This window comes from Parerythrobacter jejuensis (assembly GCF_039536765.1).
In the GTDB taxonomy this organism is placed as follows: domain Bacteria; phylum Pseudomonadota; class Alphaproteobacteria; order Sphingomonadales; family Sphingomonadaceae; genus Parerythrobacter; species Parerythrobacter jejuensis.
Genome location: NZ_BAAAZF010000001.1, coordinates 20,531 through 32,452, shown reverse-complemented (window position 1 = coordinate 32,452; position 11,922 = coordinate 20,531). Strand labels below are relative to the sequence as shown.

The following is an 11,922-nucleotide window of genomic DNA, read 5'->3' as shown; positions in this document are numbered from 1 at the left end:
CGCGACCCCCGCACGCCTTGACCATGGTTGTAGGCAGGCAAAAACGCCTTCGCATAGATCGTATACGTATGTTTGTGCAGTGCAGCACGGGGGTGTGTCACTGATGTGCAACATTGATCCAAAAGCCGCTGCACGGGGGCAGTACGGGCAAAAGCCCTAGTTACTTTGCGGCAACATACGCCTAGTCTGTTGCACGGAGAGAAACACATGGGTCGTGCACCGACCGGCAAGCCAACCAGCTTTGACATCGCCTATCTGGCCGGGGTTTCGCAGCCCACCGTCAGCCGCGCCCTTCGTGGTGATCGCTCGGTCAGCGAGGCGACCCGCACCAAGATCGAAAAGATTGCCGCCGACCTCAATTACACGGTCGACAAGAATGCGAGCTCGCTACGCACGCAGCGCTCCAACACGATTGCTCTGCTGTTCTTCGAAGATCACACACCTGACGACAGTATGATCAACCCGTTCTTTCTGGCGATGCTGGGATCGATCACCCGGGCGGCGGGAGCGCGTGGGCTGGACCTGCTGATCTCGTTCCAGAAAATGGGCGATGACTGGCATACGCAGTATCAGGACAGTCACCGTGCCGACGGGCTGATCCTGCTCGGCTATGGCGACTACACTTTGTACGAGGAACGGCTGGAGCAGCTGGTCGGCCAGGGCACCCATTTCGTACGCTGGGGATCGGTTCGCGAAGACAATGTGGGCGCGACTGTCGGGTCTGACAATTTCGGGGCGGGCAAACTCGCCGGAGAACATTTGCTGGCGCAGGGGCGCAAGCGGATTGCCTTTCTGGGCCAGGCAGATGAGCGCTATCCCGAATTTGCCGACCGCTACCAGGGCATGTGCACTGCATTGCAGGCTGCAGGCGCGGCGTGCGATCCGGCCTTGCAGGCCAACGCGCTGACCAGCGAGGAAGACGGCTTTGCCGCCATGCAATCCCTTCTGCAAAGCGGGCAGCGGTTTGACGCTGTCTTTGCGGCCAGCGACCTGATCGCCATCGGGGCCCTGCGCGCACTGGCCGAAGCCGGACGATCGGTGCCCGGCGATGTTGCCGTGATCGGGTTCGACAACATTCCCACCGCAGCACTTACCACACCTCCGCTTACCACCATGATGCAGGATATGCGCGGTGCGGGGGAAGCCTTGCTGGAAAGCCTTGTCGCGCAAATCGACGGCAAGCCCCCTGCCCCGACCAAGCTGCCAGCCACCCTCGTACCCAGAGCCAGCACCGGCAGCTGACCCGCACCCCCTGCGTTGACCACATTCGTATGCGTCTTGCCCCGCCGCATGGCGCGTGCCAGCACATGCCGGAGATCGTGAGCGCCACAAGAAGCGCGGCGACCGGGGAGAGATCATTGTGACCAGTGCAACCAGCGCGAAACCACAGCTGGGCTTTTGGGGCCTGTGGAATATCAGCTTCGGCTTTTTCGGCATCCAGATCGGGTTTGCGCTGCAAAACGCCAATATGAGCCGGGTCTTCCAGACGCTGGGCGCGAGCATGGACGATCTGCCCGCGCTTTGGGTCGCTGCGCCGCTGACGGGCCTGATCGTGCAACCGATTATCGGGCATTTGTCAGACAAGACGTGGAACCGCCTGGGCCGCCGCCGGCCCTATTTCCTGACCGGTGCGATCTTTGCAGCGCTGTCGCTGTTCGTCATGCCACTCGCCCCGCTGATCGCCGCGCCGCTGATCTTTGCCGCTGCCATGCTGTGGGTGCTCGACGCCTCGCTCAATGTCTCGATGGAGCCGTTCCGTGCGTTCGTGGGCGATATGCTCAACACCGACCAGCACAGCGCCGGCTATGCCGTGCAAACCGCCTTCATTGGCGCAGGTGCAGTGGTCGGATCGATCTTTCCCTATTTCCTCGAACAGTTCGGGGTCAGCAATGTCGCCGCCGATGGCGGCCTGCCCGATACGGTGAAATGGAGCTTCTGGTTCGGCGCCTTTGCCCTGTTCACCGCGGTGATGTGGACCGTGGTGACAACCAAGGAATACAGCCCGGAAGAAATGCTCGCCTTCGATGGCGCCCCGGCGGGCGATGTGGCCCAGCCAGTGCGCGCTCTTGCGGCCAAGTCCTATGCCTCGTCGGCGGTGTGGGCCGCCATCGGCATCGCCGTACTTTTCGCGGTGAATTCCCTCGGGCTGGAGAAAGAGGTGTACCTATTGGGGGCCTTGTTGCTGGCCTACGGATTGCTGAGCGCGATCGGCATTTCGCTCGCCAAACAGGGCAAGACGGCCAATATGCTCTCCAGCATCGTCGGTGATTTTTCCGGTATGCCCGACGTGATGAAGCGCCTCGCGCTCGTGCAGTTCTTCAGCTGGTCGGCATTGTTCATCATGTGGATCAACACCACACCGGTGGTGACCCAATATGTCTTCGGCAGCACCGACACCACCAGCACTGCGTATAATGAAGGCGCGAGCTGGGTGAATGTCCTGTTCACTGTCTACAATGGCGTCGCAGCAATTGCCGCGCTCGCCTTGCTCCCATGGCTTAGCCGGACGTTCGGGCAAGTGAAGACGCACTCGATTTGCCTGACGCTGGGTGCAATCGGGTTCCTGATGTTCTTCTTCGTGCGTGATGCCAACACCCTGTTGGTGGCAGAGATCGGCATCGGCATCGCCTGGGCCAGCATTCTGGCCATGCCCTACGCCATCCTTGCCAGTAATCTGCCACAGCAAAAGCTCGGCATTTTCATGGGCCTGTTCAACGTCTTTATCGTGGTGCCGCAACTGCTGGTGGCGACCGTGATGGGATCGATCATGCAGGCCTTCTTCCCGGGCGAGCCGATCTGGACGATGCTGTTTGCAGCCGCCAGCTGGCTGATCGCGGCGGCGGCGATGCTGCGTGTGCAGGCGGCCCTACCCAAGGCGTAATGGACGCGCTAACGCAGCGCGCATGACGACAGAACCGACAACTGCCCGCAGCTGGCTGTTCGCCCCCGGCGATAGCCAGAAGAAAATGGACAAGGCCGCCGCGAGCGAGGCCGACATCGCCATCTTCGATCTGGAAGACGCCGTCGCGCCCGAGGCCAAACCCGAAGCGCGCAAACTGGTGCATGACCGGCTGGCGAGCGCAAGCGACGAAGAACGCGCGCGGCTGTGGGTGCGGGTCAACCCGCTCGACGGCGGTCTCACCCCGCATGACCTTGCCGCGATTATGCCTGCCAAACCCGGCGGCCTGCTGCTGCCCAAATCGCGCGGGCGCGAAGATGTGCACACGCTCGACAACTTCCTCACCGCGCTGGAGGCAGCCAACGGAATCGAACTTGGCTCCACCCGCGTGCTCGTGCTGGCGACCGAAACCGCAGGCGCGATGTTCCAATGCGGCGATTATGCCGATGCACCGCGTGTGTCAGGCCTGACTTGGGGCGCAGAGGATCTCTCCGATGCGCTAGGCGCAAGCGACAATCGCGGGCCGGATGGCACCTACGACCATCCCTATGAACTCGCCCGCAGCCTGTGCCTGCTCGGAGCGTGCCATGCAGGCGTGCAGCCAGTGGAGACCATCCACGCAGATTTCCGCAATCTGGACGGGCTGGAAACGCGCGCCCGCGATGTGAAGCGGCAAGGCTATACCGGAATGCTCGCGATCCACCCGGCACAGGTCGAAGTGATCAACCGCGTCTTCACACCGAGCGAGGAAGAACTCGCCGCCGCGCAGCAGATCGTCGACATCTTCGCCGCCAATCCCGGCGCGGGAACGATCGGGCACGAGGGCAAAATGTTGGACCGGCCGCATCTCGACCGGGCGAAAGGGTTGTTGCGGGCAGCGGGGCGGATTTGAGGAGCAAGCGCCAATGAATGCGTGGATTTTTCTCGGGATTGCGATTGCCTTGGAGGTGACTGGAACATTTCTGCTCAAGCTATCCGACGGCTTTGAAAAATGGCATTGGGGTATGCTGTCAATTCTTTGTTATTCGGCCTGTTTCTGGGTCTTGGCTCCGGCAATGAAAGTGCTTCCCGTAGGTGTGGTCTACGCGGTCTGGGCAGGTGTCGGCATCGTTGCCGCTACCGCCATTGGCGTTTTCGCATTCGACGAGAAACTGGCTGCGATCCAATATTTCTGCATCGTTCTGGTACTTGTAGGCGCCGTAGGCCTCAAATTGACCACCGCCGCCTCATAGTACCTTCGTTTTCGCGCGAGGCAGCTTCTGCCAAGACATTTGCCAAGTCGGTAAGGCCGGCTGTCGAAACGTGGCAGAACAGCCGCCTTCACCCCTCCACCGGCCGCTTCAACTGCAATCCCGACCGCTTGCACGTCGCCACAACGTCGTCCTTCTGGTTGTAAGCGCGGTGCTCGAAGGTCACGATTCCGGCATTGGGCCGCGACTTGCTCTCCCTCAGCCCGACGATCTCGGTCTCAATCCGCAGGGTATCGCCGTGGAACACGGGCGCGGGGAAGCGCACTTCGTCCCAGCCGAGGTTTGCGACTGCTGTCCCCAGCGTCGTGTCGTTGACCGAAATCCCCACCATCAGCGACAGCGTGAAGCACGAATTGACGATGCGGGTACCGTATTCGGTGCCCTTCATATATTCTTCGTCGAGATGCAGCTGCGCCGGATTGTGGGTCATGCAGGTGAACATGACATTGTCGGTCTCGGTCACCGTGCGGCGGATAGGGTGCTGGATCACCTGCCCCACTTCCATCTCGTCAAACCAGATACCCGCCATCGTCGTCTCCTGAACTGTGTGTGCTGGCGCGATAGCCGAGGGCGATGTCCCGGTCCAACCATCGCACAATCATTTTCCTACACGAACCCTTCTGGTTATTCGGTCACCCCTTGAAAACCAAAAAGGACCACTCCCCATGGCCATCCTCGAATCCCTTATCGGCCCGATCGCCTCGATCGTGGACAAGATTATCCCCGACAAGGAAGCCCGCGCCAAGGCGAAGCTCGAATTGCTCGCCCTAGAAGGCACACACGAACTCAAGGCTATCGAGGCGCGGCTCTCTGCCATCGTAGCCGAAGCGCAATCGCCCGATCCCTGGACCAGTCGCGCCAGGCCGAGCTTCCTCTACGTGATGTATGTGATCCTGCTGTTCGCGCTGCCAATGGGCGTTATCGCGGCGTTCTCCCCCCAATCGGCCACCGCGATCAGCACGGGCATCAACGCCTATCTCTCCGGTCTGCCGGAGCCGCTCTATGCGCTCTTCGGCACCGGCTATCTCGGCTACACCGCCGCGCGCCAATGGGGCAAAGCGAAAGGCATCGACAAATAGCGCCAGGACTGTGTTCCATGTGTTCCATCCTGAAGGATTTCACCCTTCCCGTCGTCGGCGGGAGCCGATAGGACGGACACATGGACGCGCAACAGGACATTGTCTTCATCCTCAATGGCCCCAACCTCAACCTGCTCGGCACGCGCGAGCCGGAGATTTACGGGCACCAGACGCTGGCGGATATCGAGGCGATGTGCGCCGAGAAGGCCGGGGCGCTGGGGCTGCAAACCGTGTTTCGTCAGAGCAATCACGAAGGCGAGCTGGTCGATTGGCTGCACGAGGCAAAGGAGCGCGATGCGAAAGCCGTCCTGCTCAATGCTGCGGCCTACACCCACACCTCGATCGCCCTGCTCGATGCGATCAAGGCAATTGGTGTGCCGGTGGTCGAAGTACACCTGTCAGATCCCGAAACCCGCGAGGAATTCCGCCATATTTCCTATGTCGGCATGGCGGCTGCCGCTACGGTTCAGGGGCTTGGCGCGCAGTCCTATATCGTCGCGCTGGAGAAGGCGGCGAGCCTGTAAAAAAGCGCGCTGCGCCCCCTTGCGCTATTCCATGCAGCCGCGCATACGCGATGCCTCGGGTTACCTACAGGGACATATATGGCCGAAACGAAGCGCAGCTCCGGACGGAAGACCGGAATGAATGTAGACAGCAAGCTGGTGCGCGAACTCGCCGAGCTACTGGCTGAATCGGGCCTCACCGAAATCGAAGTTGAAGATGGCGACCAGAAGATCCGCGTTTCGCGCGGTGGCGGCGTTGCTGCACCGGCCGCGCCCGCAATGGTTGCCGCTCCTGCACCTGTCGCGGCGGCTCCTGCCGCAGCTGCCCCTGCACCGGCAGCCAGCGAAGCGCCTGCTGATGACCACGGGGACGCCATGAAGTCGCCCATGGTCGGCACATGCTACCTCGCCCCCGAACCGGGCGCAGACGACTTCGTGAAAGTCGGTGACAGTGTGAAGGAAGGCGACACGATCCTGATCGTGGAGGCGATGAAGGTGATGAACCCGATCACGGCGGACAAGTCCGGCACGATCAAGGCCATCCTGGTCGAAAACGCGCAGCCGATCGAATTTGACCAGCCGCTCGTTGTGATCGGCTGAGGCGGGGCGCGGGAAACACTATGGGTATTTCGCGGATCCTCATCGCCAATCGCGGCGAGATTGCCTTGCGCATTCACCGCGCCGCGCATGAAATGGGCATTGAAACCGTCGCGGTGCATTCCACCGCTGATGCCGAGGCGATGCATGTGCGCCTGGCCGACCATGCCGTGTGCATCGGGCCGCCGTCTGCGACCGAAAGCTACCTCAATGTCGCGGCGATCATATCTGCGGCAGAGGTTGCGCAATGCGATGCGATCCATCCCGGCTACGGCTTCCTGTCAGAGAACGCGAAATTCGCCGAGATCGTGGAAGCTCACGACATCAAATGGATCGGGCCCAAGCCTGGACATATCCGCACCATGGGCGACAAGGTTGCCGCCAAGCAGACCGCCGGAGAGCTAGGCCTGCCGCTGGTGCCGGGCAGCGATGGCGCTGTTTCCGACCCGGAAGAGGGCCGCAAGATCGCCACAGAAATCGGCTATCCCGTGATTATCAAGGCCGCCAGCGGCGGCGGTGGTCGCGGAATGAAGGTATGCGAGAGCGAAGACCAGCTCGAAACCCTGATGAAGCAGGCCGGCAGCGAGGCGAAGGCCGCCTTTGGCGATGCCACTGTCTACATCGAAAAGTATCTCGGCAATCCGCGCCACATTGAATTCCAGGTGTTTGGCGATGGCGAAGGAAATGCGATCCATCTGGGTGAGCGTGACTGCTCGCTGCAGCGCCGCCACCAGAAGGTTCTGGAAGAGGCGCCCTCGCCCATTCTCAGCGATGACGAGCGCCACCGGATGGGGATGATCTGCGCCGATGCGATGGCCAAAATGGGCTATCGTGGTGCGGGCACAATCGAGTTCCTGTGGGAAGATGGCGGTTTCTATTTCATCGAAATGAACACGCGCCTGCAGGTGGAGCATCCGGTGACCGAGGCAATCACCGGCGTTGACTTGGTCCGCGAGCAGATCCGCATTGCCGATGGCAAGCCCTTGTCGGTTGCGCAGGACGAGCTGGAATTCAACGGCCACGCCATCGAATGCCGGATCAACGCGGAAGACCCGTTCACCTTCGCCCCTTCGCCGGGGAAAGTGACCTATTACCACCCGGCGGGCGGCATGCATGTGCGCGTCGATAGCGGGCTTTACGCCGGCTATTCGATCCCGCCCTACTATGATTCCATGATCGCCAAGCTGATCGTCTACGGCCGCAACCGCGAAGGCTGCATCATGCGCCTGCGCCGTGCGCTGGAGGAAATGGTAGTCGAGGGGGTCAAAACCTCGATCCCGCTACACCAGGAATTGCTGCGGCAGGACGATGTGTTGAACGGCGACTACAGCATCAAATGGCTGGAAGAGTGGCTGGAGACGCGCGAGGCCTAGGCCTGCGGTTCACTACTCGATCGGCGGGTTGTAGCCCTCTTTGCGCAATGTGATGATGTAGGCTGCCAACGCTGCGACATCTTCGTCGACCACTTCGAAGTTCATCTTCTCAGGGAAATTGTGCGAATCCCGCAGCCAGTCACGCAGGCTCTCTTCCGTCAGACTGTCCATATTGGCGATCCGTTCGAAGCCCGGCGCCGAAGGGTTAGGCGAGATCTGCCCGGCAGTCACCGCGTGGCAGCCGGAACACAGCGATTCCGACAGACGTTTGCCTTCCACTGCAGCAGCACTCAAGGGAGGGGCCGACGCTTTGGCCGACTGGACAGAATTATCTGACGATCCGTAGGGGGCACATCCCGAGGCCATCAACAGGACAATGGCTGGAATCAGGGCGATCTTCATAGGTCGTGCTTTCATTTGCAGAGGCCCACCCCACTTTAATGATAGCTGGTCAGGTCGGCTTATCCCCGCTCCAAAGGCACCCCGGGCTCATGCTTCGCAGTGCGGATCGTCAGGCTGGTCTTGACGCTTGCCACATTGGGCGCTGGCGTCAGCTTGCTGGTGAGGAATTCCTGGAAACTCTGAAGATCCCGGCTAACGATCTTGAGGATGAAGTCGATTTCGCCGTTGAGCATGTGCACTTCACGTACTTCTGCCAGGTCGCGCATATGCTCTTCAAACTCGCGCAAGGAGTCTTCCGCCTGGCTCTTCAGGCTGACCATTGCGAAGACGGTGATGGCAAAGCCCAGTTTGGAAGGTTCCAATTCGGCGTGATAGCCGCGGATGACGCCCGCTTCTTCCAAAGCGCGTACGCGACGCAGGCATGGCGGAGCTGTCAGCCCTACTCGTTGTGCCAATTCGACATTGGTGATCCGCCCTTCGCTCTGAAGTTCCCCCAGCAGTCGCTTGTCGATTTCGTCGAGATTGGCCATTTGGAGCCCCTTTTCCCGCTTCTTGATCCGCAATGTCGCGAAACGAACGCGCTCACAACAGGGCGTTCTCGCTAATATTATTATTCATGACAGCAATTGTCCCGCTTTGCAACGCGCCACATAGCTGTGGTTCTTAACCTCTCGGAAACTGTTACGACACGCGCAGATGCCGCATCGTGCGGCCCGTCCTGATTCCGTCGGAGTAGCCCCGCGCACCATGCATTTTGACGACCGCCTTGCCACCGTGCTGCGCCATCGTGCCAGCGGTGAACGCGCGGCGCGCACGCAGTTCCGGCAATTGTTGGACCTGTTGGGGCGTCGCCGGCACGGCAGGGACGAAAACCTGATGGCAACGGCATGGTTGCGGCTGGGTGCACTGGGCGAGGCGATCCCCGCGAATGATCGGGCAGCGATGATCCGTGCACCGGGCTGGCGGTTCCAGAACCCCGAACTGGCAGCCCATTTCGCGGAGGACGAACCTGCGGTGGCCGCCGCTGCGTTGGGCACCGCCACCTTGTCTGAATCCGATTGGGAAGCGCTCATTCCCCGCCTGCCGATCCGGGCCCGCGGTTTCCTGCGGCTTCGCAATGATTTGCCGCAAGGGGCCGTCAGGTTGCTCGAAAGGCTCGGCGTGAGCGACCGTGCCCTGCCCTTGCCGCAGGCTGATGAACCCTATGTTCTGGATCAATCGATCGAAGTTGGGCACGAGCCTGTCGAAGACGCTGCAAGCTTGGCCACCGCCCAGGTCAGCCCGATTGCCGCCAACACGCCGCCTCAGCCCGCGAACGATTCCGACAGCCAGGGCCTGCCCGCTGTGGAGGGGACGCCGATTGCCGCGTTGGTCGAACGGATCGAAGCTTTCCAACGCAACCGCGCCGCGAACAAGGCCTCGTCTGCCACGCCCGATCCCCGCTTGCCATTCGAGGATATCGAGGACGCCGAGGCGACAGCGGGCGAAGACGGCTTCATCTTCAGCGCCGATATCCAGGGGCAAGTCGATTGGGCCGAGGATCACGTTGCCTCTCTGGTGCAATTTCTCGACCTTAAGGAAGTGCTGGCCCCTGCTGCCATACACGCGATGCGCAGACGCCAGCCTTTGGTGAACGCAGCGGTAATCCTGGACGGAGCGCCCGCGCTGGCGGGGGAATGGGTCCTTGATGCGTCACCTCGTTTCTCGCAACCGGATGGACGGTTTTACGGCTATGCCGGTCGCTTGCGGCGTAAGATGGCGGACAATCGCCGCTATGCCGAGGACACCGGCAGCGACCGTATCCGGCAGCTGCTGCACGAATTGCGTACTCCCGTGAACGCGATCCAGGGCTTTTCAGAAGTCATCCAGCAACAATTGTTCGGCCCCGTGCCGCATGAATATCGCGCGCTCGCCGCGTCGATTGCCGGGGACAGTGCCCGAATGCTGGCAGGGTTCGATGAGCTGGACAGGTTAGCCAAACTGGAATCCGGAGAGCGGGAGCTGGATGCGGGCCAAAGCGATTTTTCGGCTATCATCGGGGCGCAGATTGCCCAACTCCAGACGATATTGCGCCCGCGTAACGCGGGCTTCGCGCCCAAATTGGCAGATGGCTGCATAACCGGCATGGCCGAAAATGATGCCGAGAAGTTGAGCTGGCGTATCCTGGCTGCGCTCGCAGCTTCGCTTGCCCCAGGAGAGAGTGGCCGGATCAGCCTTATGCGCGAAGACGGCACTGCCACGCTCGATTGCCAATTGCCTGCAGCGATGGCGATCGAGGATGATATCTTCGCTGCGAAGAGCCCCAAACAAAGCGGCGGTGGAATGTTGAGCGCTGGATCGTTCGGCAGTGGATTTGCCCTGCGCCTGGCCCGTGCCGAGGCACGATCACAAGACGGCGAGCTTGCAAGAGTGGATGACCGGCTGGTTCTGACCCTTCCGCTCTTGACCACTGCAGGGGCGAATCTTAGCCAAGATGACAGCTCGCAGAGCGCCAGGCGACCCGCAGCGAGCTGAGCAGTGATCCCGGGCGCATCAGGTAAAGGACCGCCCGCGGCCAATGCAACGACTGCCCCCTCCCGGTAATCTCGCGACTTTCAAGGAAGGGTTCGCGCCGCGCACCCTCCTGACAGTCGACACCGAAGAGGAATTTGATTGGGACGGCCCGTTCAGTGCCACCGGATACGGGTTGGACCACGTGCGCAATATCGCCCGGTTCCAGGAATTCTGCGAGAATATCGACGTTTCGCCGGTCTATCTCATCGACTGGCCCATCGCGGAATCGAGCCGGGCGCAAGAGATTATCGGTGATGCGTGCGCACGCGGCAAAGCCGAGATCGGCATCCAACTGCACCCATGGGTAAACCCGCCCTTCGAAGAAGAGGTCAACGCCTTCAACAGCTACGCTGGCAACCTGCCCGGCGACCTGGAGAGAGAAAAGTTCCTTCGCTTGCGCGATGCAATTGAAGCCAATTTCAAGGCCGTACCCCAAATCTATCGCGCCGGACGCTATGGCACCGGGCCCTCAACCGCGAAGATACTCAAACAGGCGGGCATCGCGGTCGACACCTCGGTTCGCTCGAAATTCAACTATGCCAGGGGTCACGGCCCCGACTACGGCCTTCATCCGCTCAAACCATGGTGGGTTGGCGACGATCAGCGACTCCTCGAGCTGCCGGTCACGTCGGTTTTCTGGGGCTTGTTGCGCAAGCAGGCCGACTGGATTCACCCGCTGGCCGACAAGTCCGATACGCTGTCCGGCGCACTGGCCAAGATGGGCTTGCTGGAACGGATCGCGCTGACACCAGAGGGCGTTTCCATCGATGAAGCTCTGCGCGGCGTCGACATCGCGATCGACGATGGTTTGCCGATTATCGTGTTGTCATTTCACAGCCCCTCGCTTGCTGCGGGCCATACGCCCTATGTCCGGACCGAAGCAGATGTCGACGGGCTCTACGCCTGGTTTCGCGCGGTTTACGACTACTTCAAGCAACGCGGCGTGGCCCCGACCACGGTCAAAGAAATCATGACCAATGTCGAAGTGTGAGCAGATCGCACTTATTCACCTTGCCCTTTGCGCCTGCGCAGGCTAGCGGGCCTGCCACGCGGAGTACCCGTCCGGGTTGGGCCTGTAGCTCAGTTGGTTAGAGCTGGCCGCTCATAACGGCTAGGTCGCGGGTTCGAGTCCTGCCGGGCCCACCATGGCCGGGGACCGCGTTGAAAATCTGTCGGGGAGTGGCGCAGCCAGGTAGCGCACCTGTTTTGGGTACAGGGGGTCGGAGGTTCGAATCCTCTCTCCCCGACCAGATTTTCGAAACGACA

General features: G+C 61.1%; 13 protein-coding genes and 2 tRNA genes. 12 read left to right on the top strand and 3 right to left on the bottom strand.

The annotated features are described in order from the left end of the window. Positions 1-207 precede the first annotated feature (207 nt). The 4 genes from ABD653_RS00175 to ABD653_RS00160 all read left to right on the top strand — a co-directional run bounded on the left by ABD653_RS00175 (position 208) and on the right by ABD653_RS00160 (position 4,131). Positions 208-1,242 carry a LacI family DNA-binding transcriptional regulator gene (locus ABD653_RS00175; protein WP_160779303.1) on the top strand — a complete coding sequence of 345 codons (1,035 nt, stop codon included), beginning with the start codon at positions 208-210 and terminating at the stop codon, positions 1,240-1,242. Between the two features lie 118 nt (positions 1,243-1,360). Continuing rightward, entirely contained in the window at positions 1,361-2,881 is a 1,521-nt protein-coding gene (locus tag ABD653_RS00170) for an MFS transporter (RefSeq protein ID WP_160779302.1), read from the top strand. Between the two features lie 22 nt (positions 2,882-2,903). Further along, positions 2,904-3,791, top strand: coding sequence for an HpcH/HpaI aldolase/citrate lyase family protein (locus ABD653_RS00165; protein WP_160779301.1), 888 nt, complete (start codon positions 2,904-2,906; stop codon positions 3,789-3,791). A 13-nt stretch (positions 3,792-3,804) separates the two neighbouring features. Then, entirely contained in the window at positions 3,805-4,131 is a 327-nt protein-coding gene (locus ABD653_RS00160) for a DMT family transporter (protein ID WP_160779300.1), read from the top strand. Positions 4,132-4,219: 88 nt separating this feature from the next. Here ABD653_RS00160 and ABD653_RS00155 read toward each other — a convergent pair whose 3' ends face one another. Further along, positions 4,220-4,711, bottom strand: coding sequence for a MaoC family dehydratase (locus ABD653_RS00155; RefSeq protein WP_325065426.1), 492 nt, complete (start codon positions 4,709-4,711; stop codon positions 4,220-4,222). A 103-nt stretch (positions 4,712-4,814) separates the two neighbouring features. On the opposite strand from ABD653_RS00155, the gene ABD653_RS00150 reads away from it, so the two are divergent. The 4 genes from ABD653_RS00150 (at position 4,815) to accC (ending at position 7,701) form a co-directional block, all read left to right on the top strand. Beyond that, on the top strand, positions 4,815-5,228 hold the full coding sequence (locus tag ABD653_RS00150; RefSeq protein WP_160779298.1) for a holin family protein: 414 nt from the start codon (positions 4,815-4,817) through the stop codon (positions 5,226-5,228). An 80-nt stretch (positions 5,229-5,308) separates the two neighbouring features. Further along, the gene (aroQ, locus tag ABD653_RS00145) at positions 5,309-5,752 is read left to right on the top strand and encodes a type II 3-dehydroquinate dehydratase (RefSeq protein ID WP_160779297.1); all 444 of its coding nucleotides are present in this window, start codon (positions 5,309-5,311) and stop codon (positions 5,750-5,752) included. A 117-nt stretch (positions 5,753-5,869) separates the two neighbouring features. After that, on the top strand, positions 5,870-6,331 hold the full coding sequence (gene accB / locus ABD653_RS00140) for an acetyl-CoA carboxylase biotin carboxyl carrier protein (RefSeq protein WP_160779296.1): 462 nt from the start codon (positions 5,870-5,872) through the stop codon (positions 6,329-6,331). A 20-nt stretch (positions 6,332-6,351) separates the two neighbouring features. Continuing rightward, the gene (gene accC / locus ABD653_RS00135) at positions 6,352-7,701 is read left to right on the top strand and encodes an acetyl-CoA carboxylase biotin carboxylase subunit (protein WP_160779295.1); all 1,350 of its coding nucleotides are present in this window, start codon (positions 6,352-6,354) and stop codon (positions 7,699-7,701) included. A 12-nt stretch (positions 7,702-7,713) separates the two neighbouring features. On the opposite strand, the gene ABD653_RS00130 is transcribed toward accC, so the two are convergent. Further along, complete coding sequence (locus ABD653_RS00130; protein ID WP_344705239.1) at positions 7,714-8,118, bottom strand: c-type cytochrome; 405 nt, start codon at positions 8,116-8,118, stop codon at positions 7,714-7,716. A 44-nt stretch (positions 8,119-8,162) separates the two neighbouring features. Then, complete coding sequence (locus ABD653_RS00125) at positions 8,163-8,633, bottom strand: Lrp/AsnC family transcriptional regulator (protein ID WP_160779293.1); 471 nt, start codon at positions 8,631-8,633, stop codon at positions 8,163-8,165. Positions 8,634-8,850: 217 nt separating this feature from the next. On the opposite strand from ABD653_RS00125, the gene ABD653_RS00120 reads away from it, so the two are divergent. The 4 genes from ABD653_RS00120 (at position 8,851) to ABD653_RS00105 (ending at position 11,906) form a co-directional block, all read left to right on the top strand. Then, entirely contained in the window at positions 8,851-10,617 is a 1,767-nt protein-coding gene (locus ABD653_RS00120) for a sensor histidine kinase (RefSeq protein ID WP_160779292.1), read from the top strand. Positions 10,618-10,660: 43 nt separating this feature from the next. Next, positions 10,661-11,647, top strand: coding sequence for a polysaccharide deacetylase family protein (locus ABD653_RS00115; RefSeq protein ID WP_160779291.1), 987 nt, complete (start codon positions 10,661-10,663; stop codon positions 11,645-11,647). 78 nt (positions 11,648-11,725) lie between these two features. Next, positions 11,726-11,802: transfer RNA gene (locus ABD653_RS00110), tRNA-Ile, on the top strand. 27 nt (positions 11,803-11,829) lie between these two features. Further along, positions 11,830-11,906: transfer RNA gene (locus tag ABD653_RS00105), tRNA-Pro, on the top strand. Positions 11,907-11,922 lie beyond the last annotated feature (16 nt).